28 protein-coding genes are annotated in these 26,606 nt (G+C 51.3%); 20 read left to right on the top strand and 8 right to left on the bottom strand.

Annotated features, from left to right (window positions below; genetic code table 11):
* The 7 genes from IQ260_RS06990 to IQ260_RS07020 all read left to right on the top strand — a co-directional run.
* A partial coding sequence (locus IQ260_RS06990) for a DUF502 domain-containing protein (protein ID WP_193992119.1) occupies window positions 1-747 on the top strand: 747 nt, incomplete at its 5' end.
* A 75-nt stretch (window positions 748-822) separates the two neighbouring features.
* Window positions 823-1,530 (top strand): transcription antitermination factor NusB, encoded by a 708-nt coding sequence (nusB, locus tag IQ260_RS06995; RefSeq protein ID WP_193992120.1) that lies wholly within the window; start codon window positions 823-825, stop codon window positions 1,528-1,530.
* Window positions 1,531-1,749: 219 nt separating this feature from the next.
* Window positions 1,750-3,366, top strand: coding sequence for a signal recognition particle-docking protein FtsY (ftsY, locus tag IQ260_RS07000; RefSeq protein ID WP_193992121.1), 1,617 nt, complete (start codon window positions 1,750-1,752; stop codon window positions 3,364-3,366).
* Window positions 3,367-3,385: 19 nt separating this feature from the next.
* Window positions 3,386-4,372, top strand: coding sequence for a DNA polymerase III subunit delta (gene holA / locus IQ260_RS07005; RefSeq protein ID WP_193992123.1), 987 nt, complete (start codon window positions 3,386-3,388; stop codon window positions 4,370-4,372).
* Window positions 4,373-4,443: 71 nt separating this feature from the next.
* Window positions 4,444-4,911 carry a DUF4168 domain-containing protein gene (locus IQ260_RS07010; protein WP_193992125.1) on the top strand — a complete coding sequence of 156 codons (468 nt, stop codon included), beginning with the start codon at window positions 4,444-4,446 and terminating at the stop codon, window positions 4,909-4,911.
* A gap of 59 nt (window positions 4,912-4,970) precedes the next feature.
* Entirely contained in the window at window positions 4,971-6,044 is a 1,074-nt protein-coding gene (gene obgE / locus IQ260_RS07015) for a GTPase ObgE (protein WP_193992127.1), read from the top strand.
* Window positions 6,045-6,434: 390 nt separating this feature from the next.
* On the top strand, window positions 6,435-7,226 hold the full coding sequence (locus IQ260_RS07020; protein ID WP_228015649.1) for an STAS-like domain-containing protein: 792 nt from the start codon (window positions 6,435-6,437) through the stop codon (window positions 7,224-7,226).
* Here IQ260_RS07020 and IQ260_RS07025 read toward each other — a convergent pair.
* Genes IQ260_RS07025 through IQ260_RS07035 form a run of 3 tightly spaced genes read right to left on the bottom strand, consistent with a single transcriptional unit; the run spans window position 7,223 to window position 9,510 of the window.
* On the bottom strand, window positions 7,223-8,557 hold the full coding sequence (locus tag IQ260_RS07025; protein ID WP_193992129.1) for an ATP-binding protein: 1,335 nt from the start codon (window positions 8,555-8,557) through the stop codon (window positions 7,223-7,225). The two genes, IQ260_RS07020 and IQ260_RS07025, sit on opposite strands and share 4 nt — an antisense overlap.
* 3 nt (window positions 8,558-8,560) lie before the next feature.
* The gene (locus tag IQ260_RS07030; protein WP_193992132.1) at window positions 8,561-8,974 is read right to left on the bottom strand and encodes a VOC family protein; all 414 of its coding nucleotides are present in this window, start codon (window positions 8,972-8,974) and stop codon (window positions 8,561-8,563) included.
* Between the two features lie 26 nt (window positions 8,975-9,000).
* Window positions 9,001-9,510: a TIGR02652 family protein gene (locus IQ260_RS07035; RefSeq protein ID WP_193992133.1), complete on the bottom strand. Its 510-nt coding sequence runs from the start codon at window positions 9,508-9,510 to the stop codon at window positions 9,001-9,003.
* A gap of 268 nt (window positions 9,511-9,778) precedes the next feature.
* On the opposite strand from IQ260_RS07035, the gene IQ260_RS07040 reads away from it, so the two are divergent.
* The 4 genes from IQ260_RS07040 (at window position 9,779) to IQ260_RS07055 (ending at window position 13,736) form a co-directional block, all read left to right on the top strand.
* Complete coding sequence (locus tag IQ260_RS07040; protein ID WP_193992134.1) at window positions 9,779-10,324, top strand: gamma carbonic anhydrase family protein; 546 nt, start codon at window positions 9,779-9,781, stop codon at window positions 10,322-10,324.
* Window positions 10,325-10,611: 287 nt separating this feature from the next.
* A complete protein-coding gene (locus IQ260_RS07045) occupies window positions 10,612-11,559 on the top strand; it encodes a serine hydrolase (protein ID WP_193992135.1) in 948 nt (315 codons plus the stop codon).
* 55 nt (window positions 11,560-11,614) lie between these two features.
* On the top strand, window positions 11,615-13,069 hold the full coding sequence (locus IQ260_RS07050) for a RecQ family ATP-dependent DNA helicase (RefSeq protein WP_193992136.1): 1,455 nt from the start codon (window positions 11,615-11,617) through the stop codon (window positions 13,067-13,069).
* Window positions 13,070-13,556: 487 nt separating this feature from the next.
* A complete protein-coding gene (locus tag IQ260_RS07055) occupies window positions 13,557-13,736 on the top strand; it encodes a DUF4278 domain-containing protein (protein WP_193992137.1) in 180 nt (59 codons plus the stop codon).
* A gap of 208 nt (window positions 13,737-13,944) precedes the next feature.
* On the opposite strand, the gene IQ260_RS07060 is transcribed toward IQ260_RS07055, so the two are convergent.
* Window positions 13,945-14,178 (bottom strand): formylglycine-generating enzyme family protein, encoded by a 234-nt coding sequence (locus tag IQ260_RS07060; RefSeq protein WP_193992138.1) that lies wholly within the window; start codon window positions 14,176-14,178, stop codon window positions 13,945-13,947.
* Between the two features lie 380 nt (window positions 14,179-14,558).
* Between IQ260_RS07060 and IQ260_RS07065 the strand changes: the two genes are divergently transcribed.
* Complete coding sequence (locus IQ260_RS07065) at window positions 14,559-15,482, top strand: S-layer homology domain-containing protein (RefSeq protein WP_193992139.1); 924 nt, start codon at window positions 14,559-14,561, stop codon at window positions 15,480-15,482.
* Between the two features lie 15 nt (window positions 15,483-15,497).
* Here IQ260_RS07065 and IQ260_RS07070 read toward each other — a convergent pair whose 3' ends face one another.
* Both IQ260_RS07070 and IQ260_RS07075 read right to left on the bottom strand, forming a co-directional pair.
* The gene (locus IQ260_RS07070) at window positions 15,498-16,625 is read right to left on the bottom strand and encodes a YbaY family lipoprotein (RefSeq protein WP_193992141.1); all 1,128 of its coding nucleotides are present in this window, start codon (window positions 16,623-16,625) and stop codon (window positions 15,498-15,500) included.
* 192 nt (window positions 16,626-16,817) lie between these two features.
* Complete coding sequence (locus tag IQ260_RS07075; protein WP_193992143.1) at window positions 16,818-17,231, bottom strand: Fur family transcriptional regulator; 414 nt, start codon at window positions 17,229-17,231, stop codon at window positions 16,818-16,820.
* 271 nt (window positions 17,232-17,502) lie between these two features.
* Here IQ260_RS07075 and IQ260_RS07080 point away from each other — a divergent pair, with 271 nt between their 5' ends.
* The 3 genes from IQ260_RS07080 to IQ260_RS07090 all read left to right on the top strand — a co-directional run bounded on the left by IQ260_RS07080 (window position 17,503) and on the right by IQ260_RS07090 (window position 20,542).
* Window positions 17,503-18,075 (top strand): peroxiredoxin, encoded by a 573-nt coding sequence (locus tag IQ260_RS07080; protein ID WP_193992145.1) that lies wholly within the window; start codon window positions 17,503-17,505, stop codon window positions 18,073-18,075.
* Window positions 18,076-18,457: 382 nt separating this feature from the next.
* On the top strand, window positions 18,458-19,456 hold the full coding sequence (locus IQ260_RS07085; RefSeq protein WP_193992147.1) for an NAD(P)/FAD-dependent oxidoreductase: 999 nt from the start codon (window positions 18,458-18,460) through the stop codon (window positions 19,454-19,456).
* A gap of 207 nt (window positions 19,457-19,663) precedes the next feature.
* A complete protein-coding gene (locus IQ260_RS07090; RefSeq protein ID WP_193992149.1) occupies window positions 19,664-20,542 on the top strand; it encodes a phosphatidate cytidylyltransferase in 879 nt (292 codons plus the stop codon).
* Window positions 20,543-20,548: 6 nt separating this feature from the next.
* Here IQ260_RS07090 and IQ260_RS07095 read toward each other — a convergent pair whose 3' ends face one another.
* Window positions 20,549-21,310, bottom strand: coding sequence for an LmeA family phospholipid-binding protein (locus tag IQ260_RS07095; RefSeq protein WP_193992151.1), 762 nt, complete (start codon window positions 21,308-21,310; stop codon window positions 20,549-20,551).
* 385 nt (window positions 21,311-21,695) lie between these two features.
* On the opposite strand from IQ260_RS07095, the gene IQ260_RS07100 reads away from it, so the two are divergent.
* From IQ260_RS07100 to IQ260_RS07110, 3 genes are all read left to right on the top strand, one after another.
* On the top strand, window positions 21,696-22,955 hold the full coding sequence (locus IQ260_RS07100; RefSeq protein ID WP_228015651.1) for a DUF4912 domain-containing protein: 1,260 nt from the start codon (window positions 21,696-21,698) through the stop codon (window positions 22,953-22,955).
* Window positions 22,956-23,137: 182 nt separating this feature from the next.
* Window positions 23,138-23,725 carry a hypothetical protein gene (locus tag IQ260_RS07105; RefSeq protein ID WP_193992153.1) on the top strand — a complete coding sequence of 196 codons (588 nt, stop codon included), beginning with the start codon at window positions 23,138-23,140 and terminating at the stop codon, window positions 23,723-23,725.
* Window positions 23,718-24,122, top strand: coding sequence for a DUF2358 domain-containing protein (locus IQ260_RS07110; RefSeq protein ID WP_228015653.1), 405 nt, complete (start codon window positions 23,718-23,720; stop codon window positions 24,120-24,122). The genes IQ260_RS07105 and IQ260_RS07110 overlap by 8 nt, the downstream gene beginning before the upstream one ends.
* Window positions 24,123-24,143: 21 nt before the next feature.
* On the opposite strand, the gene IQ260_RS07115 is transcribed toward IQ260_RS07110, so the two are convergent.
* A complete protein-coding gene (locus IQ260_RS07115) occupies window positions 24,144-24,890 on the bottom strand; it encodes an HlyD family efflux transporter periplasmic adaptor subunit (protein WP_193992155.1) in 747 nt (248 codons plus the stop codon).
* A 513-nt stretch (window positions 24,891-25,403) separates the two neighbouring features.
* Between IQ260_RS07115 and IQ260_RS07120 the strand changes: the two genes are divergently transcribed.
* Window positions 25,404-25,625 (top strand): hypothetical protein, encoded by a 222-nt coding sequence (locus tag IQ260_RS07120; RefSeq protein ID WP_193992157.1) that lies wholly within the window; start codon window positions 25,404-25,406, stop codon window positions 25,623-25,625.
* A 613-nt stretch (window positions 25,626-26,238) separates the two neighbouring features.
* Complete coding sequence (locus IQ260_RS07125) at window positions 26,239-26,514, top strand: cysteine peptidase family C39 domain-containing protein (protein WP_228015655.1); 276 nt, start codon at window positions 26,239-26,241, stop codon at window positions 26,512-26,514.
* Window positions 26,515-26,606: the final 92 nt, after the last annotated feature.

The raw sequence follows: 26,606 nt of genomic DNA on the forward strand, positions 1-26,606 counted from the left end.
GGTTTGAAGAATGACCTAATTGCAGGTCTTCTAGTAATCATCCCCCTAGCCACAACCATTTGGTTGACCATCACCGTGGCCAGCTGGGTGATTCGTGCGCTGACTAGTTTTCCCAAGCAGTTAAATCCATTTGTTGATCTCCACCCGGCCCTGGTAGCCCTATTTAACCTGGGGGTAGGGTTTGCCGTCCCCTTACTGGCCATTTTGCTCATCGGTTTGATGGCCCGGAATATTGCGGGCCGTTGGCTGCTCGACTTTGGTGAGCGCATTCTCCAGTCCATTCCCTTAGCCGGTTCGGTCTATAAAACCCTCAAGCAGCTGCTAGAAACTGTCCTACAGGATACTAGGAGCCAGTTTCGTCGAGTGGTGCTGGTGGAATATCCCCGCCGTGGGATTTGGGCAATTGCTTTTGTGACTAGCTCGGCCATCTCCATCAATCCTGACTCGAAGATGCTCAGCGTTTTTGTGCCCACAACGCCGAACCCCACCAGCGGCTGGTATGCCGTTGTCCCTGAAACCGATGTGGTCAACCTGACTATTTCCATTGAAGAAGCTTTTAAAGTGCTGCTGTCCGGTGGCATTGTCGGTCCTAATTTAGCTGAGGCCATTGTGTCGAGAGACTCCCATGCTCAGCTGCCCGTTGCTGGCGGTGAAGAGACTGCATCAGACTCGACCTCTGAACAAGCCTCAAAAACTGAGACGTCTCAAACTCGGGTCGAGCTGGTTAATATCGATCAGCCAGGATAACCCGTCAGCTTCTCTGCGTCTCCTATACACTGGCTGATAAGATATCTGAGCTAGACCACCCCCACTTTCAAAACCATGCAAGCCCGTCGCATTGCGCGTGAGCTGGCGCTCCTCGGCATGAGTCAGCTGACCGACGACTCTAAGCGCAGCCAAAAAAAATCTAATCCATCTGTTGAAACTCTGCTGACTGAGGCCATTCGCACCCTCACCACCGAGGTTAAAGAAACCCTAGAAGCGGCATCTGCAGAACTCGTGCGTGGTAATCGGCAGTTGCTTAACAGCGAAACTCGATCCGGCGACCTGCGCAGCGCCCAGACCACGGTTAAAGAATCCATCGACCTGGTACAGGCTGCCATTAACCGTCTGGGGGTGGCCACAGAACTTCCAGAGTTTATTCAGCTGGCGGGCAGTCGAGATGTGCAAGACTATGCCCGACGGATCATTACTCAGCTCACTGAGCATCGGCAGGATATCGATCAGCTGCTAGATAGTGCCATGGTGGGTTGGAATCTCAAGCGCTTAGCGCGGGTGGATCGTGACATTCTCAGGATTGCCGTCACCGAAATTTTGTACATGGCTGTGGATAAACGCATCGCCATTGACCAGGCGATCGAAATTGCTAAACGGTACAGCGATGAAGATGGTTATCGCTTTATTAATGGAGTCATGCGCCGGGTGACGGATCAGCTAGCTAGCCAAGAATTGGACGCCCGCTCAGCGCCTTTAAAACTTACTCAACCGATCACTGACGCCAGCCCCGAAAGTGCCTTAGACGAAACTTAAGTGAGGGGACGAAACTACCCATTAATCCGGGCTTCGACTTCGCTCAGCCCTCATCTTTTCAAAATCAGCTGGTTGAGCGGAGTCGAAACCAGCGGCGTTAGAGACATTTACTTTTGGCCATCTACCTAATCCCCAGTAAATCAATCAGCCTCTAATGAGCTGAGTTTGTTTCCAAAGCGTTTCTTCTATTTCCTAGCCCATTCCCTCTGCCCGTTTGCTATGTCTTCATTTAACTGGTTTCGCCGTGGCTATGATGAGTCCTCTGATGCAGAGGCCGCTAAAGCCGATGAGAGTAAGACCGATGCTACCCCCGAAGAAACGCCCCCAGAGCAGAATGACGCACCGGCAAACGCTGAAGATTATTTAGCCTGGGCCAAGGCGGCTTACCAAAACATTCAGCAACAGCAGACAGAAACGGTGGAGCCGGAGCCGGAGCCGGAACCCGAGCCAGAAACGGTGGAGCCGGAACCCGAGGCTGAGATACCTGCCGCCGTCACACCAGCTATGGACACCCCGGCACCTGCTGTCGAACCGCCGGTAGCAGACCCCGCCGAAGAGCCAGTCGAAGAGCCAGTCGAGGAGCCAGTCGAGGAGCCAGTCGAGGAGCCAACCACCGTTGACGACGATGCGCCCTCGGACTCCGCTGATGTGACCGCCGTAGAGTCTACTCCAGACCAGGCTGACTCGGTGGCCGCTCCCTTTTGGGCTAAAGCCGCAGAGGCTGAGCGAGAAGCCCGTTTAGCCAAGCTCAAGGAAACCGCCATTGCTTCGGAGCCCGAGCCGTCGGCAGATTCGGAGCCCGAGCCCGAGCTGGTGATGCCCGACATTGATTTGGATGAGGCATTTCTATGGTCAGCAGAGGTTCTGGCTTCCCAGGGACGACGCCCTGATGAAATTTCCCTCGAAGAAATTACCTGGCTCAATCAGCTGCGCCAGGGCTTGGATAAGACGCGGCGGGGCCTGGTTAATCAGCTGAAGTCGGTGGTGGGTCAAGGTCCCCTCAACGAAGAGGCCGTCTACGAAATCGAAGCGCTGCTGCTGCAGGCGGATGTCGGTGTGGAGGCCACCGATGTGATCATTGAAGCACTCCAAGCCAGAATGCGCGAGGAAACGCTGCCACCGGACGCGGCGATTCGCTATCTGAAAATGCTGCTGCGGCAGATGCTAGATAGTCCGTTGGATGGGGATCACAATCTCTTGTTTGTGCCCGAAAGTGAGCAGCTCAATGTTTGGCTAATGGTGGGGGTGAATGGCGCGGGTAAAACGACTACCATCGGTAAGCTCACCCACATTGCTAAAAAATCTGGCTATAACTGTTTGATTGCGGCGGCGGACACCTTCCGGGCAGCGGCGGTGGAACAGGTGAAAGTATGGGGTGAGCGTAGCGGTGTGGAGGTGATTGCGAACCCTGCTGCTAATACTGACCCGGCAGCGGTGGTGTTTGATGCCATTGCTGCTGCCAAATCTCGCAATACGGAGCTACTGCTGGTGGATACGGCGGGCCGGTTGCAAAATAAGAAAAACCTGATGGATGAGCTGACAAAAATTCGACGCATCGTTGATAAAAAAGCGCCAGAGGCTCAAGTTGAAGCCCTGTTGGTGCTGGATGCCACCCTGGGGCAAAACGGAGTGCGTCAGGCTCAGGTATTTTCAGACGCTGCCAATTTGAGTGGGGTGGTGTTGACCAAATTGGATGGTACGGCCAAGGGCGGTGTGGCCTTGGCGGTGGTGCAGCAGCTGGGGCTGCCGATTAGGTTTATCGGGGCTGGCGAGGGAATCGAAGACCTGCGCCCCTTCTCCAGCTTTGAATTTGTGGAAGCCTTGTTAAGCGGTTAGACGGCCTATTACAGCAGAGATGCCGGTTTATTTCTTTTGGGGAGCTGATGAGTTTCGGATGAAAAAGGCGGTGCGGGCGCTGTGCGATCGCAACCTCGACACCGACTGGGCTAGCTTTAACTACGAAAAAATCCCACCGGAACAATCAGACGCCGTCATCCAGGCGCTCAACCAGGCCATGACTCCCCCCTTTGGCATGGGTAAGCGAGTGGTGTGGCTGTTGGATACGCCCATCTGCCAGCGCTGTTCCGCCGACCTCTTAGCAGAATTAGAACGCACCTTACCCAAGATCCCCGATAGCTCAATTTTGCTACTCACCAGCAGTAACAAGCCCGATGGCCGATTGAAATCCACCAAGCTGGTCAAAAAATATGCTGATATCCGGGAGTTTGACACCATTCCCCCCTGGAAAACCGATCAGATCGAGCATCAGGTCTATCAGGTTGCTAAGGATGTCGGCTTGCAGCTCACAACGGCAGCAGCGGCCATGCTAGGGGAGGCCATCGGAGCCGATACTCGCCGTCTCTATAACGAGTTGGAAAAACTCAAAACCTACTGGCCCGAGCCCAAACAGGCGCTGCCGCCAGAAGCCGTCACCGCCCTTGTCGCCGTTAGCACCCAGAGCAGCCTACAGCTAGCAGCAGCCCTGCGGCAGGGCAATACTGACCGAGCCTTGACCTTGATTACCGAACTGTTGGAGCGTAACGAGCCGGCCCTGCGCATCGTGGCTACTCTAGTGGGTCAATTCCGCACCTGGCTGTGGGTTAAGCTCATGGCCGACTCTGGCGAACGGGACACCCGCATCATTGCCCAGGCCGCCGATGTGGGCAATCCCAAACGTATCTATTTTTTACAAAAGGAGATTCGTGACGTCTCATTACTACAATTACAAAACTCCCTAGAACTGCTACTATCGCTGGAATTTTCCCTTAAGCAGGGTGCGCCTGAGACTGTAACATTACACACCAAAGTGATTGAATTGGCACATTGCTTTAAGCCCGTCTGAGGTTTTACGATGCAATATCCATGTTTTTTCACTGAAATCGGTCAATCGGTCAGATCTTGCTAGGTATTGCCATGATGCTTTCTCGTTGCTCTAGTCATGACAGCCCCCCGCGCCGCCATTGGCGCGTTGGTATCCGTATTGGTTTCGCCATTGCTCTTGGGTGGCCCCTTTCCACCCTCTGGCAACATGGATACGCGCAAAACTTTACCGATGAGGAAGTTGTTAACTATGCCACAGCTGTCCTGGCGATGGAATCGAGTCGGCAACAGGCCTATGCGGAGATTGCCGATCTGATGAGCGGTGCCGGGTTAGATGTGCTGCGTTACGACTTACGCTGTCTGAGTCTGGATGCGTTGGAGCTGCCCCGCGCAGTGCGGCGGCCCGTGCGTTATCTATTAATTAACTATTGCAACGACGCCAAAGAGATTGTTGAAGAAACGGGGCTAACGGTGCAGACGTTTAATTCCATCACCGTTAACCATCAAGAAGATGAGACCCTAGCAGAAAAGATACAATCAGAGTTAAGCAGGCTGCAGTAGGGTCGCCAGTGATTTGACCCTTATTCCCAATATTTGTCCACCGTTTTACCCCTAGTCCCATGCAATTTATCGATCAAGCTGAAGTGGATGTCCGAGGGGGCAACGGTGGAGATGGCCTAGTTGCCTTTCGTCGAGAGAAATATGTGCCAGCGGGGGGACCCTCCGGTGGCAGGGGGGGAGATGGGGGCTCAGTCATTCTCCACGCCGTCTCCAATTTACAAACGCTGTTGGACTTTCGCTACGCCCACCAGTTTCAGGCGGAACATGGCCAGCGGGGTGGCCCCAAAAATATGACCGGGGCTATGGGCAAGGATTTGGTGGTAGAAGTCCCCTGTGGCACCATCATCTACGATGCTGAGACCGGGAACCTTCTGGGGGATTTGATCACCGAGGGGCAAACGCTGTGCGTAGCCGAGGGCGGTAAAGGCGGCCTCGGTAATTCGGCTTTTTTGAGCAATCGCAACCGGGCACCGGAGACCAGCTTACCCGGACTGCCCGGAGCAGAGGGGCGGATTCGCCTAGAGCTAAAGCTGCTGGCCGAGGTGGGGATTATTGGTCTGCCCAATGCCGGTAAGTCTACGCTGATTTCTGCCTTGTCTGCGGCTAAACCCAAGGTGGCGGACTATCCGTTTACGACACTAGTGCCCAATCTGGGGGTAGTACGCAAGCCGACCGGCGATGGGACGGTATTTGCTGACATTCCAGGATTGATTGCTGGTGCCCATGAGGGAGCGGGCTTGGGCCATGACTTTTTACGCCACATCGAGCGGACTCGGGTGCTGCTCCATGTGATTGATATTACGACCCTGGACCCGATTGAGCACTACCAGACGATTCAACAGGAGCTGGTGGCCTACGGTCATGGTCTAGCGGAGCGGCCGCAGCTGCTGGCGCTGAATAAAGTGGATGCGGTCCCTGAGGATGAGTTAGAGATTGTCACGGAAGAACTGATGGCGAGCAGTGGCTGCGATCGCATCTTTGCTATCTCTGCTGTTAGCCGTCGGGGTCTAGATGAAATGCTTCAGGTAATTTGGGATCTGCTCGAAGCCACTAAGCCTAAGGAAATCGTTATTGAACCAGAGCCCTTTCCCAACCTGGTGCCCCAGGATATGGCCCCCACCCAGTGGACCTAGAAACTTTTCGTTAATCCATAAGGTTGACAAAGATATTGTTAAGGTTGACAATCTGGCATAAGGTTGTCAATCCTCAGCGGTAGTTGAGAGAAGCGTTGTCATGGCTGGAGTGCGAAGACGTGGAGAGAAATCATTCGCCGGTATATTTTAGAAAACGTCACAGCTCATCCAAATGATATTGCCCTGCACGCTGCTCAGCACTTTGGCATTACCAGACAAGCCATCAATAAACATCTGAAACGGTTAGTTGAGCAAGGTGCATTAACCGCAGAGGGCAGCTCTCGTAGTAGACACTATCGGCTTCAGGAAGCAATTTCCTTTCTGCAAATCTACGACATCACTCAAGATCTGCAGGAAGATATTGTATGGTCTCGAGATATCACAGCACATTTGTCATCCCTCCCGACCAACGTACTGGATATCTGGAATTACGGTTTTACTGAAATACTCAACAATGCAATTGAGCATTCAAACGGAAAAAAAATCCTAGTCAAACTTACGAAAGGTCCCAAGGCAGTAGAAATCATCATTGCTGACGATGGCGAAGGAATTTTTCGCAAAATTCAGAGAGAACTGAACTTACTTGATGAACGTCATGTAGTCCTCGAACTCTCGAAAGGCAAACTCACCACAGATCCTATTAATCATTCCGGTCAAGGCATTTTCTTTAGTTCTCGACTGTTTGATGATTTTGTAATCCTATCTGGCAATGTTTTCTTTTCGCATCATCATGAAAAGCTTGAAGACTGGATTATGGAACGAGATGCCCCCGAAGAGGGAACCTTTGTATTTATGGAGCTTCGTAACAATACGGCTCGTACCTGTAAGCAAGTATTCGATCAGTATTCTGCTCCTCTAGAGGAAGACTATGGATTTATCAAGACAGTCGTTCCTGTCCGTTTAGTCCAGTATGGGAATGAATTTCTGGTATCCCGCTCTCAGGCAAAACGGCTACTGGCTCGAGTCGATAAGTTTAAGGTTGTAATTCTCGATTTTGACAAAATTGATGCTATTGGTCAGGCATTTGCTGATGAGGTGTTTCGTGTATTTTTGAATCACCATCCTGATATTCAGCTCCACGCAATAAATGCTAACGATGAGGTCAGGCAAATGATTTTGCGTGCTGGTGGAAAGTACAGCCTTGAGAACTCTGTCTATAACGGAGCTAACTTTAGTGCTTAGCGCAGCTTCCAGATTTGGCCCTGCTGCTGTAACGCCTCCTGCAGATGATCGATGGCAATCTCTTGCTCGCTGGCTAAAGTCTTTGACCGCTGACCAATCTCCATAATCTGACTCTGGGAGAGGGCTAACCCCTCAGCCAGGGAAGTCCAACGGACTTTTCCCATGGATTTTACACCGTTGGGAAAAGCCTGCTGCCACAGCTGTAAACGCTGTTCAGCATCGGGCATGGGAATATCGATGATGGTGAGCTGCTGTCGCCAATAGCGGCAGACCAGGTGGCGATGGCAGACTGAAAATATCAGCCGGGCTGACGATGTTGTGAGCCACTGCTGAAGGGCTGTACGAGCTATGTCTGACTCGCGCCCTAGCCACCAGTGGGCTGATTTGACCAGCACCATGGGGTACGCGGCCTGGTCTAGTTCGCTGAGACAGCTAGGCCAGTCTTGAGGTGAAATTTGGGCCAGGTCGAGAGTATATAGGGGCTGTTTGAGGTGGGTGGCCAGTGCGATCGCAACCCGTTCCTTACCAACACCTTTTTCTCCCACTAGCAGCAGCCTTGCTTGCGGCTGACTGATTACAGACTGCAGCTGCTGTTTGAGCGGATCTGCCAGGATGATATCTGACCATGGGGTGCGATCGCCACAGCGTTGGCTAAACCGCTCTGCCATGACGAACCGCATGGGCCAAGACGGATCTGGCGTCTCCGCCAGCAAATACTCCACCCACTCAGGAGCCAGCTGCAATTGGCTCCCCAAAAACGTCGGCGCACCGTCCACACAGCGTAAAACTTGCCGCTTTAGTAAAGATGTGTGACCCGAGAGCCGTGCCCGTGCCCGGCGGCGCTCAGTCTCATTGCGACAGAGCACGCGCAACGCTAGCTCAACCGTGGGCAACGAGCCCGCCGCACAGTTAGCCCCCGTCTGCAGATAGTGATATAGCCGTCCGTAGCGGGCTTGTACCTCCGGAGCCAGCGCCATCAGCACCAGCTTCTTTTCAAACAGACTTAACCCCAAGGCCGTTTGCATCGCAGGCAGCCCCAGAGAAACCTTGTTGGCTCGACTCAGGAGGATCCGATTGTCTAATGTTTTTTGATACCCCAGGGATGGCTGCTCCCCTGACTTGGGAGCCACATCATCATAGGCCCGATGCTTGACCGCGATTAGCCCCTGCCACCAGTCGCTGGTCGCCTTATCTGCCGGAGTTTTTGCCACCCGAGCTACCGACTTTAGCATTTTTCGCTGCTGTGCCACAGCCACGAGCAACAGTCGTTCTAGCCAGCTCAGCTCAGTGTCCAGATACGCCCAATTATTTGCAAACGGAACAGAACCCATTAATTATTTCAAGCGACGCAGAAACTCAAGCGGCAGTCCGTCAGCATCAGCAATAAACGCCACCTCATATACCCTAGACCCGATCATTTGCTGTTGAGGTTCCAATAGTACGGTTAGGGGGGTGTCTTGTGAAACCGCATTCTGCCGGAGCTGGTCCAGCCAGACTGGTAAACTCTCAGCCGTTTGAGTCAGATCAAAGGACAGGTGATAGTACCCGGTATAGTGCTCATCGCTAAATGCATCCGCAGTCGGACTAGGCTCTGGCACCTGCATCAGCTCCACCCGTCCCCCCAGGCCTTCCATCCAACAGGCCAATGTAATGCCTGCTGTAAAGCGCTCAATCACCTCAAAACCCAAAAGTTCATAGAACGCAATCGCCCGGTGAATATCAGACGTTCGAATCGCAGCATGGTGCATGGTGTTCTTATTGCCAAAAGCACAGCTTACTCAAAAAATTTTAAATATCGATAATTGTTGGGTACACCGGGCTCTTTTTCCAAATCAAAATTAATCACATCCCACTGAGGCACATCCTCAGACGGTGGACTAAACGCCACAGGTAAGCCGTACAGCCTGGGTGTCCCCGTATCCACTTTGCCTCGCCAGGGCGTGCTGTACTCCAGATACGACTTCACCAAGGGACGGTAGCGCTCGGCAATGATCACCCGCGTCGCTCGATATCCTTCTGTATACAGCCGATCTAGCGCCTCATGGATCTCAAACCGAATACCATCGGGATGGGTATGCTGGCGGTACCAGGCCCCCTCCCACTGCCGCCAGTGGCGACCCGACTGCACATGCACTAAATCATGGGTATCGAGACTAACCTCAAACGCACCATGGCGAGTACAGAGGTAGCTATCAGTCAGTGTTAGTGCCGGGATGGTCTGCCGACAGTGAGGGCACTTGATCTCTGGCCCATAAAACGGATACTGAGAAGCAGAATGGATCATGCGGGTTTATTAAAACATTGATGCTCAAACGTGATTGACCAGTCCTAACTACCCCAATGCTAAGACTCGGAAAAATGCCACTGCCGAAGCCTGCTACAGCACACTCCACCCATGGCCAATAAGGCTTGCGCTCGCCCTATTATAACGGCAGGCAAAATCGGGCGCTTTTCGCCTACATAATATTATTTCAGAGAGTTCGCCGCTGCCGATAGTTAACACTTACAATTCCACTTGACCTTCGATAAATGAACATCTTCTAGGTAATCCTGTGGCCCATACTTCCCCTGTTTTAACGACTCCTGGAGACTTTTGGCCGGTTCCAGACCTTGCCCAAGCGGCCTTTATCGCCCCTAACGCCACAGTCATTGGCAATGTTGAGGTGCAATCAGGAGCCAGCATTTGGTACGGCGCAGTGGCCCGAGGCGATGTGGAGCTGATCCGCATCGGTGCCCATACCAACGTGCAAGACGGTGCTATCCTCCATGGCGACCCTAATTTACCCACAGTCCTAGAAGACTATGTCACCATTGGCCATCGAGCCGTGGTGCACAGTGCCCATATTGAGCGGGGGTGTCTTATCGGTATTGGTGCCATCATTCTCAATGGCGTCCGCGTCGGCGCGGGTAGTATCGTCGGTGCGGGGGCGGTGGTGAATAAAGATGTATCACCCGGTTCACTGGTTGTCGGCGTTCCTGGCAAAGTCTTTAGACCTCTATCAGCCGAAGAAATCGACGACCTAATCGACCATGCTAAAAAGTATGAGCAGTTAGCACTGACCCACGCAGGTAAAGGGACAAATTTGGGATTTGAGTAACCTGCCTGCTTAACTCATACCTTGCACCTGGTGGGGAAGCGCCCACCCGCCCAGGGTTCAAAACCCAGGGCTACCGAAGGGTGTCCACTGAAAGGGACACAATAATCGGAGATGTATTGTTAGGTTTCGCTTCCACAAGAGTATGACTATCCTTTGACCAGTCCACGACCGATCACTAGCGCTTCTAAGCCAAAATTGTCCCTTCAGTGGACAGCCCTCAATTAGCGTCGGGTTTTGAACCCGGCGTGGGTTTTAGCCGCATTACTATTCTAAAAATCTCATCCCCGATGACTTCCAAATTTTTCCAATCCGACGATGCCCTCCAGAAAAAACTCAATCAGGTGCTTGACCTGACCTGGGCGCGCTTTCCCAACCTGGCGCAAAACCAGATTGCTGTCACCTGGCTAGCCTATGAGCCGCCCTACATTGTCAACACGGGCGGTGCCCTAAGTACCACTGACTTCTGGAAGCAGCGACCCAAGGGTGCGAGCTATCGCGGCGTAGAACGGATTTACCCCGCCAGTGTGATCAAACTATTTTATCTAGTGGCAATCTACGAATGGTTAGAGCGGGGCATGGTCCAAACGAGCCCGGAACTAGAGCGGGCCATCCGCGACATGATCGTTGACTCTAGCAATGATGCTACAGGCTACGTTGTGGATGTGCTCACAGGAACCACCAGTGGCCCAGAACTGCCCCCCGGCCCGTTTGAGACATGGCAACATCAGCGCAACTTGATCAACCGCTATCTGCAAAGTCTGAAGTGGCCCGAACTAGACACAATCAACGCTAACCAAAAAACTTGGTGTGATGGCCCCTACGGTCGCGAGCGGGCATTTCTTGGTGAGGGCTATGAAAATCGCAATATGCTAACCACCGAGGCTTCCGCCCGCCTACTCCACAGCATTATCGGTGGTGTCGCAGTCAATGCGGCTCGATGTCAAACCATGATGCGGTTTATGACCCGAGATCTCGATCCTCAGGCATTAGCCGCTGATCCAGAAAATCAGGTAACCGGCTTTTTGGGGGCAGGGGTGCCCGTTGAGGCGCAAGTGTGGTCAAAGGCGGGATTGACCAGCAAAGTGCGTCATGATGCGGCCTATATTGAGGCCGATGGTGCCCATCCTTATCTGCTAATCGTCTTTACTGAAGGGGCTGAGCACAGCAACAACGAAGATATTTTGCCCTTTGTCTCGGCCCAGATTTTAGCAGCGATGCATGAGATGGGGGTGTGAGTCTCCTCCAAAACACAGCTGACGGGCACCTTAGGCATAGTTCGAGGGTGCATCAATGGCTAGGAAAACATCGATTAGGGAAACATCGTGGCAGACCGTAGAAGCTCGCTTTAAACAAATTTGGGGCTACGATAGCTTTCGCCCTCCCCAAGGCAGTGTTATCCGCACACTGCTAGCCAAGCAGGATGCCCTGATTGTGATGCCTACTGGGGGTGGTAAGTCTGTTTGCTTTCAGCTACCTGCCCTACTGCACAAGGGCATCACCCTGGTCATATCGCCACTGGTGGCGCTGATGGAAGACCAGGTTCAGGAGCTAAAACAACGACAGCTGGCAGCGGAGCGGCTCCACAGTGCCCTGGCCTCCTATGAGAAACGCAAAATTTTGCAGCAGGTGCAGCACAACCGGCTGAGACTGCTGTACCTTTCGCCTGAAACTCTTCTTAGCAAACCCGTATGGGAGACGCTGTGCCAGCCTCAGGTGGTCATCAACGGTTTGATTTTGGATGAAGCCCATTGTCTAGTGCAGTGGGGCAATACCTTTCGGCCTACCTATCGACGACTGGGGGCGGTCAGACCAGCGCTGCTCACGCACAAACCTGCGGGTACAAGGCTACCCATTGCAGCCTTTACTGCCACAGCGAATCCAGCCGCTCAGAAAACTCTCTGCGAAGTGTTGCGGCTGCAGCAACCAAAGGAAGTAAAGCTGAGTCCCTATCGAGAGAATCTGAATCTGTCAATAAAAATAGTGTGGACACCTCGTGGGCGACGAAAAGCCATGCTGACGTTTATCAAAGCTCATCCGCAGCAGGCAGGGTTAGTCTATGTTCGCACCCGTCGTACAGCGGAAGACCTGACCCACTGGTTAAAGTTACAGGGGTTTTCGGTAGCTGCCTACCATGCAGGCTTGCCCAGTGAAGAACGGCGTTGCATTGAGACTGAATGGTTAGCAGAACGCTGTCAGTTTGTAGTATGCACGAGTGCATTTGGTATGGGGATTAATCATCCGAGAGTGCGCTGGGTCTGTCATTTTCATGCGCCGAGTACGCTGAGTGAATATGTGCAAGAGATCGGTCGTGGGGGGCGAGATGGCAAACCGGCGGATGCGCTGACGCTGGTAAGCGAACCAACAGGATGGCTGGATGCGGAGGACAAACAGCGCTGGCAGTTTTTTGCGGAGAGTGAACGTAAGCTACAGCGAGAAGCAAAGCGGTTGGTAAAGTCACTCCCTGCGACTGGCAATATTGATGAGGTGTTGCAACGTGATGGGAAAGCGGCTACGGCGTTGGCATTGCTACACAGCCAGGGCCAGCTGATGTGGGAAGATCCGTTTTGCTATCGGTTAAAGGTGGGACGTGCTTCTGGTAGTGATGAGACTTTTGATAGCGTGAAAGAAATGAAGCAATATCTCTTTAGTCGCAGGTGTCGTTGGCAAACATTGTTAGTGCAGTTTGGCTGTGAGGCAGAGGCTCAAGAGATGCAATGTGGTCATTGTGATAATTGCGGAGGATAAGTGGACTATCCAAATTAGATCGTTCTGAATGCCGTTATGTTTTAAAATTTTTTCCATAGCTCCACCCTTATTCCTAACCAGGCACAGCAAACGATAGACCGTTAATCTTTCAGTCAATCCTCAATCAGCCTCGGCCACAGTGATCTCCGACACACACCAATCAAACTTGATGGTTGTGTAAGAAAGCGATGGAGTTATCTTGCAGAGCCTTCCATATGAATCTCCTTAGCTTAGAGTGGACTCATAGAAGAACGATTTATTGAATTCCACTCTATATCTAAACCGAAGCCCCCATGAGCATTAGCGCCCGTGGGGGCTTCTTATATGGACCTGAGGCTGGTCAGACGATAGAGAGTGTGACCAACAACACACACAGAGCGAACGAAGATCACAAAACTTCTATCGGAATCGATTTGAAAATGCCTGTTTCCCTACTCAGAACGAACAAGACACCGTTCTACACCACACACTTATCAGGACTCTACCCATGAAACTGACTCATCTCGGTGCATCCTACACTCCTTCTGCTCAGACTATCGAAACCGTTGAAACCGATACAGAACTTTGCTTTATGGGTCGCACCTTCAAAATGCGAGCCCCCAAAGCGATACCTGCCCAGGCCGCTAGCCGCCACCTCACCTATCGCGGCGTTCGTTACAGCGTCTAAGAAAGTGTCAGCGCAGTAGCGTCTCTCCAATTATCACACGTCTCTCCTACAACACAGCAAGCTGCCCCTGATCGACGTGTCAGGGGCTTTTTTTTGAATGAAGACAGTTCTCATTGTAGAAAATGACGCCGTTGATGCTCGTGTATGGAAATTTAATTGGTAGCTGACTTGGTTTTCAATAGCACTGAGGGAGGTCAGTTGAGTTTGCTCACACAGACGCTACTACACGAAATCCAATCATCGCCTGTGTCGTCGTACGAGCATGGCTCGCACGAAATGCTGAACGACAGTGCTGAGGCTTCAACGTGTAAGAGCCACCTCGCATTATCTTCTGACCATCATCATTGCCAGACAACCAGATGTCAGCATTTTCAGGCGCATCCTCATAGTTTTGATGGACATCATCAGCACACCACTCGTACACATTCCCAATAGGGTTCATCAAAATATTGCCCCTGCTCTGTAAGTTCAGAAATTATTTGGCCTTGGATATCGACCTGTGCTGTCTTAAATTCCAGTATTTCTAGTGGAGGGATAGATTCACTTGCAGCATCGGACTCAACGTCAGATAAAGGCTGAACATCAACTTGCCCCTTCTGTGAAGTACGCTGACACCCTAAGGCAAATGAAGCACTCGCTGCAGAGAACCCCAAAATTTTCAACACCTGCCGTCGATGAATAAACCTTAAGCTCCTCTGGGAAAAAGTCTGAAAATTTTGATAGCTGTTATCTAGCATATGTTCAATACCATCAGACGTAGGGATTTATCATACCCACATAAGTTTGGGTATGTGGATGTTAGCCAGGGATTGAGGATTTATCATGTTCAAATATCTTCGGGGTGCCAGTGTGCCGTTACCAATCCTAAGTTTGCTGTTAGGGATACCACTCATTCCCCATGCATTAGCAGAGCAACCTGTAGAAGACACCTTCCCTCAGGTAAAGCAAACTACTGATACTTTTGACGATATCTCCACTCACTGGAGCCGTCACATCATTAACTGGCTAGCGGGCAATAATCCTGCCGAAACCTCCTATTTAGGCAATTCAGAGCCCAGATTTCGACCCGGCTGCCCCATTACACGAGGAGAATGGGTTGAGCTATCTGTAACTATTTTCGATTTGAATAACCGCCCCGAGGCTGAAGGTAACCCTGTTGCCAGTCGCCCCCCATGCCCGGATCGTCCCGATGTGAAGTGCCCGTTTTCAGATGTGCCCGCAACGGCGAATCCCCATTATCAAGACACATTTCAAGCATTTAGAACGGGGATGATATCCGGCTACCCTGATGGCACATTTCGCCCACAGCAGTCGATGAATTATGCCGAAGCGATCGCATCGTTAGCCGCCGCCTTTAATCTAGTCCCCCAAATTGACAGTCTCAAACAACAGCATGGAGACCCCCCTGCAGTCATCGGCACCGATTACTTTATTAATGGCCGAGTGCTAGAAGATGCCTGGTTTGCCCCTGCATTGCATGGAGCGCTGCTAGCTAACCTGGTCGCATTAGACTGGCCGCTTGAGTTTTATCCCTACAGACCACCGCTGAGCCGGGGAGAAGCTGCCGTTATGATGTATTTGAGCCTGGCTTATCAGGACAAAGCTAGCTTAGATGATCCAATTCTCAGGACAGAAACCTCACCCCAGAGCAGTGAATATGCACTTAGACATATTCGAATAGCTGGAGAACCAGACTTTACGTTTGGACCACCAGCTGTCCGTAGACAATGCACAGAGCAACGTTGAATACCCATGGAGCGATCAGTCCAAGACAGAGAACTGCATTGTGCTGCTGTTAAGCTTGGTGTCGATAAACAGATTGCCGTTTTCAAAGAAATGGATGTTTGCATGCTGTAGGGCTTGCAGATAGTCCTGGTCAATGGACTCTGGTAAACATGCGGCTAGCGTAGTGGGGCCTAGCTCGATTGTGAGGCCGCTGTCGTTTTGAGTATAGCTACCCGACACCTGGTTACAATCAGCGCGAATGGCCAGATTTCCGTTGGCTGTAAACTCGATGGTATAGTTGCTTGGGGAGGCTGGCACGAGTCGCACGCCATCTCTGTACCGGATCTGTTCTAGCTGCCAGATCGCACTTGTTAACTGGATCTCTTCAGCTGCCGCTACCGGAGTAGTGGGCTCGACCTGCACCTCGACTTCGTTAGGATGGCCGTTAGTAATGACCGGAAACTGAGTTGTGGTAACAAACTTTAAATCGCCGTCTATCGTAATCCGAGACTGGACAGCATAGGAAAGTCCTGGACTAATTTGCTCAGGATCGTAGAGTAGCGTAAAGGGAAACGGCACCTGCCGCCCACCGGAAACAATCTTCTGGGAGGAGAGTGTAATGGTAGGCGCATCGGCTCGGCTAACATCTACCAGGCTAATGTCGATAACGGCATCTGATGGTAAAGCGATGCGAGGCCGATAGGAAACCGTACCGGTGATAGTTTCATCTGTTTGCTGGGGTACGTCGTCGATGGTGATCGTTTGCTCGCCTGAGGTTGCGATCGCAACCTCCACCGTCAGCTCTCCAGCATACAGGTCTCCAGCATAGCGATAGGTCACCCCTGTCTCTGTAGACTCAACCGCGACCGGAACGCCGCGCACCTCTGTCATGCCGGTTTGCTTGTTGTACAGGTTAAGCCGGGGCACTCCATCTGAGTTGTAAACCCGTGCTGCTATACCCGCAGTCTGAGAAAACACCAGCGTGCCCTCTGGCACAGTGATCTCATCATCGCCAACTTCCTCCGGCAGCTGCGCTAGCTTGGCAACCGGGTCGCTCAAGTGATGCCGCGATATATGCGCGCTGGCAACAACTGGAGCAACGCTACCGGCGGTTACCACCGCTAAACCTACACCGATAGCCTGAGAAAGCATTTTTTTGCTCATCACCAAATCTTGTCTCTTGACTTTTGTTTACGGATCCAGCCAACCATCAAATTGCTGATTTTGTGACCCAAGTAAACTCTATCGCCGTCTCAGAACTTGCTGTCGGCAGTTACCGTTTTGGTAACTTGCTGAGGAGAGTTAAAGGCAACGTTCGCTTTTATCGTGCTTTCGCTACTTTACTGTGGGCGTGACTTAGCAGCGATCGCAAATGCCATGCACCGTTACTTCGTACTTATCCACGCTCAACCCAGGCCGTAGCTGAGCCGTATCCAGACACTGAAACTGCTCCCAGGGAATATCCTCAATGGCACCGCACGCCTTGCAGCGAAAGTGATGGTGGCGGCTCACATTGGCATCGTAGCGACACACGCCTTCTTCTAGCAGCACCTCGCGCACTAGACCTACATCCCGCAAAGCCTGCAAAGAGCTATAGATAGTTGCCTGGGAAGAGCGGGGCATATCCTTATTCACATCGTGCAGAATCTGCTCAGCAGTCGGATGATCCTCACGGGTAAGCAGATTAGAGTACACTGCAAATCGCTGCGGTGTCACTCGCAGGTGCTTTGACTTAAGTAGCTTGACAATTTCGTCCGTCTGCTGAGACATCACCGAATAAATATAAAGACGTAAACAGGTTGCCTGCACGAGCAGCATCCGACGATACCAGCCGTATGCGTCTTGAGAGCTTATAGTGCAAGCGTAACACCCCTATCCTAGCACCCACATTATCTGATAGCCACTTCAAGGTCAGAATAATTCTAGATGTTGATATTTTTTCAAATAAGAACTATTCTAGTTTAGGAAGGCAGCCATTCAATTAAGGCAACGCCTAATTTTTACTACTGATCCACCTAACGACTAACTACAGGAAATTATCATGGCTGTTATCGAAAAAGTGCCTAGCGTTGTTTTTAAGACTCGCGTTCGTGATGAGTCTGTGGAAGGGCCTAATCCCTATCGCTGGCAAGACACAACGACCGAAGATATTTTCGCTGGCAAGAAGATTGTTGTCTTCTCTCTTCCAGGTGCATTTACCCCCACCTGCTCTTCTAACCATCTGCCCCGCTACGAAGAGCTTTACGACGAGATGACTGCTCTGGGCGTAGATGCTGTTTACTGTATCTCCGTAAACGATGCCTTTGTTATGTTCCAGTGGGGCAAACAGCAGGGTGCTAAGAACGTTAATCTGCTGCCCGATGGCAACGGCGAATTTAGCCGCAAGATGGGCATGCTGGTGGACAAGTCCAACCTGGGCTTTGGTATGCGTTCCTGGCGTTATTCCATGGTCGTTAACGATATGACCATTGAGAAAATGTTTGCTGAGCCTGACTTTGGTGATAACTGCCCCACGGACCCCTTTGAGGTCTCTGACGCTGACACCATGCTGGCTTACCTAAAGGGTGCTGAAGCCCCTGGCGTTTCCGAGCCTCGCAAAGAGTTTGTTGGCTAACTTATATCTTGCACCGGGTGGAGAAGCGCCAACTCGCCCTGCACTCAAAGTGTCAGGGCTAACTGGATCAAAACCTACTAAAGGGGTTAAAGATCGCTCAAAGCATAAAGAGCCTTTCAGCTAACCTTGTCCCTTTAGTTGACACCCCTCAGTTAGCGTTGGGTTTTGAACCCGACGTGGGTTGAAGCCTCACAGCCGATTTAGTGCAAGATTTGAGCTAAGGTCTTTTCTCAAAGGCTATAACGCTTAACGGCCCCCTTACTCCCTTTAGTTCTAGAAAGAGATTAAGACTTAAAGCCCCCAATACTGGGGGCTTGGGGGCTCTTTATCATTAAAAACCTACTCACCCCACTCCCACCCGCAGAGGGCAGGTTATCAGACTATGAAACTATCCAGTGCAAATATTGAAAATCATTTAGACACCGTCTATGACGCCATTGTCGTGGGTGGGGGCATGGGCGGTCTGTCAGCGGCTATTTATCTGGCCCGATATGGTCTGAAATGTCTTGTTATTGAAAAAGGCAGGGGCCGGTCCCTATGGATGCAAGATACCCGTAACTACCTGGGTCTAGATCCTGATACCCCCGGACGTAATATTCTGACCCACGGTGCCAAACAAGCCCTGGACTGGGGAGCGGATTATCTCAGAGCCTTTGTAGAAGAGGTCACGGATGATGGCGAGACGTTTGCTGTCAAGGTTAAAATCGGGAAGAAAGATAGTAAATATTACACGCTGCGTAGCAAGTATGTGATTGCGGCCTCGGGCGTTATTGACGTGCTGCCTGAACTAGAGAATATGCAAAATGTCTATGATTATGCGGGCTACACGCTACATGTCTGCATGATCTGTGATGGCTTTGATATGTGGGACCAGAAGGCCGTTGTTATGGTCAGTCGGGAATCTCAGATTAATGTGGCTTTTGTGCTGAACTGGTTTACCCCCTACATTTCAGTTCTCACCAACGGCTTTACGGTCAGTGATGCCATGAAGCAAAAGCTAGTGGACCATGGGTACCCTCTCTATGAAGCGCCGATTACTCAGATTTTGGGAGAGAACCATAAGATGAGCGGTGTTGAGCTGCAGGATGGCACCGTTGTGGAAGCGACCACAGGCTTGATCAACATGGGCTCGATTTATCACAACCACTATCTTAAAGGGATTAAAGAACTCACCTGGGATGGGGAGAATTTGATCACCAATAATATGGGACAAACCACCCATGAACGTATTTTTGCCGTGGGGGATCTCAAGCAGGGGCTGAATCAGGTGACCGTTGCTGTCGCCGATGGGACGTTGGCCGCTACCCAGATTTGGCGATATATTCGCCGCGCGAGCCAGCCCCGTAAATGGGAGGAAAATCTAGTATCCACACCTGTCTAAAATACTAGACGGGTCTAGGCTAAGACGCGCGATCGCGATGGGGCTAAGTGTCAACCTGGTGAATCGGTCTATGCTGACAGTAGCAACTGCCCTAAGGTATTAGGACAGTTGCGTGCCCAGCTGGCTTAGAAAATTAGGCTTTTGGTAATCACGTTTGTGTTGACCAACTGGGCCAAAACGATAAGAGGCCTGTCTATATATTCGCTTATGCCGTGGATCCGTATTGCTAGTGGTGGAGTTGCGATCGCAATTGCCCTGCTGATGATTATCTTAGGAGGGTGGTATTTTACCCTTGGTTTCGGCATCATCGTCTATCTAGGTCAGCTAGAAGTCTTTGCCCTGACCAAGGCAAAGGGCATCAACGCCGCCGTCAAAACCACCCTGATCGTCAGTCAGGTGCTGCTGATCTCAGCCCACGTTGCCCCACCGCTCACCGATGCGATCCTATCTTTGGCGGGCACCTGTATTTGCTTTTATGTCCTGTTTCAGCCCAAGTTTGCCACCATCGCCGATGTGGCCACCTCTATTTTGGGGCTGTTCTATGGCGGCTACCTACCCAGCTACTGGATTCGACTGCGGGATTGGAGCAGCGATGTGACCAATCTTCCCCTAGGCGGCTATTGGCCCACCACCTGGGATTTAGACAGTTTACCCATTGGTTTGATTCACACCTTCTTGGCCTTTGCCTGTATCTGGGCCGCTGACATTGGTGCCTATGTGGCCGGTCGCACCTTTGGTCGCACCCCCCTGACCAGTATTAGCCCCAAGAAAACGGTCGAGGGTGCCCTCTTTGGCATTCTCGGTAGTCTCATCGTCGGGGGCAGTGGAGCCTGGCTGATGCAGTGGCCGCTCTGGTGGATCACGGGGCCGATGTTTGGCACCATTATCGGTGTTTCCAGCATCCTGGGTGACCTGACCGAATCTTTAATGAAGCGCGATGCAGGGGTGAAAGACTCAGGCACCCTCATCCCCGGTCATGGCGGTATTTTAGACCGCACCGATAGCTATATTTTTACCGCACCACTGGTATTCTTCTTTATTACGATGCTGCTGCCGGTCTTGCCGGGCACCTGGCCCGGCGGGTAGGCGGCTTTACGGCTGCACCATGATCTTGCACTGGCAGGTGAGCCGATCGTTTTGGATGGTGAGCGATCGCAAGTCGGTCTGCTCCCCCAGATTCCAACTAAAACCATGCAGAGATTCACTGGATACCTGCTCTCCGGTGGGCAGACACCACCGAGCTGATGTCAGACGCAAAATGTGGCCCTGGTCCACCTCCACCCCGCCTCTTAATTTAATATCTGTTGTAATCTCTGCCCCCACGCCTGCCTGCCGCCGCACCAGATGCAGGGCTAAATCTGTCCCTAAGATTTCCAATTTAGACTGATACTGATCTAGCTGCAGATCTGGCGGCGCAGCTACCCCGTAATGGCTAGCCACTTCTGCCGCTACAGGTTCTTTCGCTAGTAAGGTTTGCCAAAACTCCAACAGCCCCTCTGCCAATACAGAGTCTGTCGAAGATGTCCCCAGACTATCGCCATCAAAGGCCACCTGCCCTTCTACAGGAAATGCCTGTTTGAGCCGTAGGGACTTACCGCGCAGCACCTGTCCAATATTGATCGCAATCCCCGTTGCCTGGGCTGTCACATCAGTAATCCGTACCCCTTGGTAGACAGCCTGCTGGGCCGACAAGGAAACACCGGGAATCCGCCCCGACAACACCTGCCGATCTGTGGCCTGGATTTCAAAGGCTAAATCCCCAATTTCATCCAGCTGGGTTTGCAACCATAACTTGATAGCAACTGGCAGCACACGACTAATCAAGCGGCTGCCCTGGGGTGGGGATACGGCCATGGGAAATTACTAGATATTTTCAGCATTCATCATTGCACATCGCGCAGGCTGCGATCGCAGCCTGCACAGGACATGGGATCCTATAGCGATCCCAATCGCCCTCCATAAAGTCATGAATTCATGACTTTATGGAGGGCTTGTTGACTTAAGGGGGATCGCAATGTCATAAATTCATGACATTGCGATCCCCGAATGTACTGAAAATCCGATAAAACATAGATTTTCCGGGGATCATTTGACTTGATCCCCATAAACTTTCCTGGCACAATAATTCATGAAAGCGATCCCCAGTAGGTGCTGGCCAGTGAATATCGGCCTGTTCCTGACTGGGTGATAAAGCTATTTGATTTTGATTTTTGAAGTGCAGATAAATAGGGATATGGTCATGGGTAACGGTTCTAAGGCTCCATTGGAAGATATGACACTGCGGCAGCTACGTCTGGTCGCGAGTGAGTACGAAGTTTCTCGCTACAGCCGCATGCGTAAGGTTGAATTGGTAGAGGCCATTCGTTCAGCTCAGGCGGCCCGGAAAACTGAGACAGCCACATCCACTGCGCCCGCTGCGCCTGCCACTGTGCCTGCTGCCGAAACTGTAGCCGCTGCCAGCACCGCCAGTACCGCCACCAGCACGGCTGCGGCTACACTCACCATGGAAGAGCTAGCCACCGTAGACGATGGGTTTGGTGATTTACCCGGTGGCTATGGTGAAAGCCGCATTGTACTGATGCCCCGCGATCCTCAGTGGGCCTACGCTTACTGGGATATTCCAGGGGCTCACAAAGAAGAGATGCGTCGTCAAGGCGGCATTCGTCTGGCTATTCGCTTTTACGACGTGACCGATGTTGATATCAACGCGGTTGCTCCCCACAGTCTGCAGCAGTATGAGTGTGATGAGATGGCGCGGGAGTGGTTTTTGCCAATTCCCGTTAGCGATCGCGACTACATTGCTGAGATTGGCTATGTAGCGGCAGACGGTCGTTGGTTATTAATGGCCCGTTCGGCTCCCATCCACGTACCGCCCGTCTATCCCTCCGACTGGATCGAAGATCACTTTGCCACCGTTAACTGGGACAACGATCTGCGCGGTAAGACCGTCATGACTCTGGTACCCCCAAGCAAAAAAGCAGCAGCGACCGGCTTTGATGCCGATGGCAACCCCATCTACGATGCTATCTTTGCCCAGGCCCAGTCCATGGAAGCTCAGCGCATCGCGGGCTCCCTGTTTGGTTCGATGCACCAGGTACCTGAGCAGGCGGTTAGTTCCTTTGTCTTCCCCTCGGGTGCAGGAATGTGGGCACTGCCAACCACGTCTGGCATCAATATGTCCGGTGCTGGCTTCTCCGCTTCCGCACCGCCAGTGCGTCCTCGCCAGTTCTGGCTAATTGCCGATGCTGAGCTGATTGTGTACGGTGCCACTGAGCCCGATGCCACCGTGACCATTGGCGATCGCAAGATCAACCTCAAGCCCGACGGCACCTTCCGCTACCAGATGTCCTTCCAGGATGGTCTGATCGACTATCCCATTAAGGCCGTCGCCGCTGATGGTGAGCAAACCCGTTCCATCCACATGAAGTTCACCCGCGAAACCCCTGAGCGCAATACCAATACCAAGGCCGAGGCCGTTGAAGAATGGTTTGCCTTTTAGGATGGGTTGACCGCATCAACTGATTAACTGAATTCAAACTAGTCAAGGAGGTGTATTACTTACACCTCCTTTTTTTGTCTAGGTGCAGATACTCCCATAGCTCAGTGGGTAATGCCACGTTATGGTGCTAGGGGCAAGGCCACTCAATTCATACTGAGGATCACGCAACGCCTTTTTTAATCATGACTCCCCAAGATATTACAACCCTCCTCACCCAACGCTTTGGTAACGACTCCTGCGCCGTAACCCCCCCCGATGCCTGGCAGGTCGATACCCCTGAGCTACGACTATTAGTCCTGCTATCCCCCGATCAAACCTGGATGCGAATCCTCATCCCCATTGTGGCCACCGCAGAAGCCCAGCCCTTTCTAAACGAAATCCTCGCGGCTAACTTTGATCACACCCAAATGGCTCGCTATGCCACCCATGAAAATACACTGTGGGGCGTATTTCACCACGATTTGGCTAGTTTAGAACACACCCAGTTCTCAGCAGCTATCGATCAGCTATTGACCATGAAACAAGCGGGTGTGGCTCCATTTTTTAATACCCTGATTGAAACACGGGTCCGTCAAATTATTCAGGCGGCCAAACTCCAGGGACAATCCCTAGAAGCCACCATGCAAACCATCAACCGATTTTACGCAGAAGGCATGATGGGCGATATGCAAGACAGTAACTATGGCAATCAAGCCCTGGTAGCGTGGCAACGTCAGCTAGAACGCCTGTGGCCAGAGGTTAATCCACCGGAGTCAGCTAAAAATGAGTAATCACGAGTCATCACCACTGACAGTCATTGATCAGGTCAAAGCGGACTACACGCGATTTCCTCAAGCGCAAAGCTATCACCTGTATGCAAAGGACGTGTATTTCAAGGATCCCATGAATGAGTTTCATGGCGTCACCCGCTATCGACAAATGATTGGATTTATTGAACAGTGGTTTCAGCATATCGAACTTGAACTGCATGGGATAGACCCGATTAAAACGGATAGGTTCACCACTCAGTGGACACTGCACTTTACAGCCCCTCTTCCCTGGCAACCTAGAATTACAATCCCTGGCTGGAGTGAGCTGCAGCTCAATGACGCTGGACTAATTTGTTCTCATATTGACTATTGGAACTGTTCTCGATGGCAGGTGGCTCTGCAATTATTCCAATCGTGACCAGCTCAGCCACACTCAACGCTAAATATCAGCGGCGAGTCTCAATTTTCTTAAGACAATATCCAGCAAACGTGTTCGCTGCGTCACAATATCGGCTGTAACATCCATACCTGGCACCAGCGGATAGCGCTCTTGCTGACGCTGTAAATATGTTTCAGGCAACGCCACTGTAACAACATACCCATAGGCTGTTGAACAGGTATTGCAAGGCGTTACATCTGGCGCAATGGCTTCGATTTGCCCTTGCAAGATACCGTAATCTGGATAAGGATAGGCAGAAACGCGAGCCTGTACAACCTGGCCAACGGACAACTGAGCGATATCTTGAGTATTCACCTGTAGCCTCAGGGTTAGTTCAGGCTGGCGGGGAGTAATATACGTAATGGGCGTACCAGCCGGTAAGCTTTTACCCAACAGATCAGGAGACAGTTGAAAGATAATACCGTCTTGAGGGGCTTTTAGACGTTCAATTTTCCCATCTGCGTGCAGCTCTCCCAGCACTTGATCGGTGACAACTTCCTCATTTTCGCGAATGTACAACGTACTCAGGTTACCTACTTGAGTCGTAATAACCGCCGGGTATGGAGCGCTAGGGCGAATTGTACCTTGGGACCTAACGGTCTGATCGGTCTTGAAATAAACCAATAGGCCGACTAGGAGTCCTAACCCTGCAAACAAGCACCAGGAACTCCATCGGAGCCAGCCATCAGCCCTAGGCAAGATATTATCTAAGTCTAGCAAGGATAACTTAGATGATGTTTCAGTCACGTTCGATCATCTCCTACACGAGTCGAAACATAGCTTAGGATGAGGGCTCGAAATCTCTCTAGAAGAGAAGGGTTTGGGGAATATAGAGCTTTGCTCTTCTCGAAGAGTGGGCAAATGCTGATTATCGTAACAACGGCATAGTCTTAGTAAAGAACAACTTTTAGCTATTTTGCAATCTCGTTTGGTACGATCTAAAAATCATCAGGTCCAGAAAAGTAGTATAGGAATCCTTTACTTTCTCTAACACCCAAAATCGGGAAACAATGGGTGTACTGACTTAAAACAGTTCAAAATCACGGACAACAAGCCCATCACCAATAGCATAAATAGCACACTCAGGAATGTAATTTTTTTGTAATGGTTATCTAAAGAAAAACTCCGGATCGCTCTTTCGCAGGTGGGATATTGGAGCAATGCTGACAGAAGCTCACTTTTCTGACTGAGGGCAATGTAGTACGAACTTGAGGATTTGTATCAGCAGACAAAAACCAACAACAATCTTAGGAGTTACTGATGAAAAGTACCTCAACCTCTTCCCTGTTCTCGAGCTTGTCTCCTGAAGCGGCTAGTCAAACGAAAGGAGGCCACTGGTCCCACAGCCCCTGCTATTACAGCTATAGCTATCCAACGACAGTCCGAGTTCGCTACTATCCCAGCAGCGGCGGCGGTGGCCACACCGTCAATATCAATAACTCTGATATCGACGACGATGCGGTCATTTATGTTGGCTCTTAAACGCTAAAAGCTGAGTTATTAGCAGCCTATTTCATTTCTAAATCGCAGCTAGGCATTGCCTCTCAGCAATGTTTATACGTTTGTTGTTTAGGATTTAGCATTAGCCTGCACCCAGCTTAGTGACTGGGTGTGGGTGACTTCCTTTCATTTTGAAAAGGAGTGAAGTTTTTGTGTTCGGATTAGCTGCTGCAGTAATCACTGGTTATTGTTACTGCAGACCATTGCTAGCTAATCTGGATGCAAGACTTATGGTGCTAATAACGTCTCAATAATTTGATTATTTCACAAGTTGTTTGCCCTAATAGTGTGTCATGTGCCAATTTTCTTCTTGTCATCCGTACGATCAGAGCAGTCGTGCATTGTTTCAGCAACTTTCGTCTGAAACAGCCGCCGCTGTCCAGGGTGGCTACTGGGCTCACCATTCAAACAACACCCATAGCGCTTCACTTGTAAGTGGATCTAATGACTTCAGTGGCTATGGTGGACTGAGTCCTGCCTTTTCATCCTCGTCAAATTTTAGTTCAGTTAAGGAGAGTAAATCGACCTATGGCTATAGTTATGGCTATGGAACAGACTTCTAATTTAATTTGGTAAATCTCATTTGGTATAAGTAATGGCTGAGAGACCCAAGATGGGTTGGCAGCGGCGATACGCGACATTTCGTCAACATAGTGCTGAAGACTGCGGTGCAGCCTGTGTGCTTGCGATCGCAAAACACTACGGCTACGATCTACCTCGTACAAAAGTCCGAGAAGCCGTTGGCACCGGGCAAGATGGCACGACGCTGCTAGGTTTGCAACGTGGCTGTGACGCCATTGGCTTCCGTAGCCAGTCAGTTCAAGCAGATGGCACGACAGCAATTCCAAATTCCAAGATTAGGACATTGTAATGCCCTAGCCATAGTTCCATCAGAACACTAACAACGTTTTAGGAGGTATTGGTTCGTGCCTTTCGTGCCTTTCGTGTTTTTCGAGGTTTGGG

Source organism: Leptolyngbya cf. ectocarpi LEGE 11479 (genome assembly GCF_015207065.1).
In the GTDB taxonomy this organism is placed as follows: Bacteria; Cyanobacteriota; Cyanobacteriia; order Phormidesmidales; family Phormidesmidaceae; genus Leptothoe; species Leptothoe ectocarpi.

Coding starts and splice junctions, on each gene's coding strand:
- nusB (WP_193992120.1), top strand. CDS start 823: ATGCAAGCCCGTCGCATTGCGCGTGAGCTGGCGCTCCTCGGCATGAGT.
- ftsY (WP_193992121.1), top strand. CDS start 1,750: ATGTCTTCATTTAACTGGTTTCGCCGTGGCTATGATGAGTCCTCTGAT.
- holA (WP_193992123.1), top strand. CDS start 3,386: ATGCCGGTTTATTTCTTTTGGGGAGCTGATGAGTTTCGGATGAAAAAG.
- IQ260_RS07010 (WP_193992125.1), top strand. CDS start 4,444: ATGATGCTTTCTCGTTGCTCTAGTCATGACAGCCCCCCGCGCCGCCAT.
- obgE (WP_193992127.1), top strand. CDS start 4,971: ATGCAATTTATCGATCAAGCTGAAGTGGATGTCCGAGGGGGCAACGGT.
- IQ260_RS07025 (WP_193992129.1), bottom strand. CDS start 8,557: ATGGGTTCTGTTCCGTTTGCAAATAATTGGGCGTATCTGGACACTGAG.
- IQ260_RS07030 (WP_193992132.1), bottom strand. CDS start 8,974: ATGCACCATGCTGCGATTCGAACGTCTGATATTCACCGGGCGATTGCG.
- IQ260_RS07035 (WP_193992133.1), bottom strand. CDS start 9,510: ATGATCCATTCTGCTTCTCAGTATCCGTTTTATGGGCCAGAGATCAAG.
- IQ260_RS07045 (WP_193992135.1), top strand. CDS start 10,612: ATGACTTCCAAATTTTTCCAATCCGACGATGCCCTCCAGAAAAAACTC.
- IQ260_RS07050 (WP_193992136.1), top strand. CDS start 11,615: ATGGCTAGGAAAACATCGATTAGGGAAACATCGTGGCAGACCGTAGAA.
- IQ260_RS07055 (WP_193992137.1), top strand. CDS start 13,557: ATGAAACTGACTCATCTCGGTGCATCCTACACTCCTTCTGCTCAGACT.
- IQ260_RS07060 (WP_193992138.1), bottom strand. CDS start 14,178: ATGAACCCTATTGGGAATGTGTACGAGTGGTGTGCTGATGATGTCCAT.
- IQ260_RS07065 (WP_193992139.1), top strand. CDS start 14,559: ATGTTCAAATATCTTCGGGGTGCCAGTGTGCCGTTACCAATCCTAAGT.
- IQ260_RS07070 (WP_193992141.1), bottom strand. CDS start 16,625: ATGAGCAAAAAAATGCTTTCTCAGGCTATCGGTGTAGGTTTAGCGGTG.
- IQ260_RS07075 (WP_193992143.1), bottom strand. CDS start 17,231: ATGTCTCAGCAGACGGACGAAATTGTCAAGCTACTTAAGTCAAAGCAC.
- IQ260_RS07080 (WP_193992145.1), top strand. CDS start 17,503: ATGGCTGTTATCGAAAAAGTGCCTAGCGTTGTTTTTAAGACTCGCGTT.
- IQ260_RS07085 (WP_193992147.1), top strand. CDS start 18,458: ATGAAACTATCCAGTGCAAATATTGAAAATCATTTAGACACCGTCTAT.
- IQ260_RS07090 (WP_193992149.1), top strand. CDS start 19,664: ATGCCGTGGATCCGTATTGCTAGTGGTGGAGTTGCGATCGCAATTGCC.
- IQ260_RS07095 (WP_193992151.1), bottom strand. CDS start 21,310: ATGGCCGTATCCCCACCCCAGGGCAGCCGCTTGATTAGTCGTGTGCTG.
- IQ260_RS07100 (WP_228015651.1), top strand. CDS start 21,696: ATGGGTAACGGTTCTAAGGCTCCATTGGAAGATATGACACTGCGGCAG.
- IQ260_RS07105 (WP_193992153.1), top strand. CDS start 23,138: ATGACTCCCCAAGATATTACAACCCTCCTCACCCAACGCTTTGGTAAC.
- IQ260_RS07110 (WP_228015653.1), top strand. CDS start 23,718: ATGAGTAATCACGAGTCATCACCACTGACAGTCATTGATCAGGTCAAA.
- IQ260_RS07120 (WP_193992157.1), top strand. CDS start 25,404: ATGAAAAGTACCTCAACCTCTTCCCTGTTCTCGAGCTTGTCTCCTGAA.
- IQ260_RS07125 (WP_228015655.1), top strand. CDS start 26,239: ATGGCTGAGAGACCCAAGATGGGTTGGCAGCGGCGATACGCGACATTT.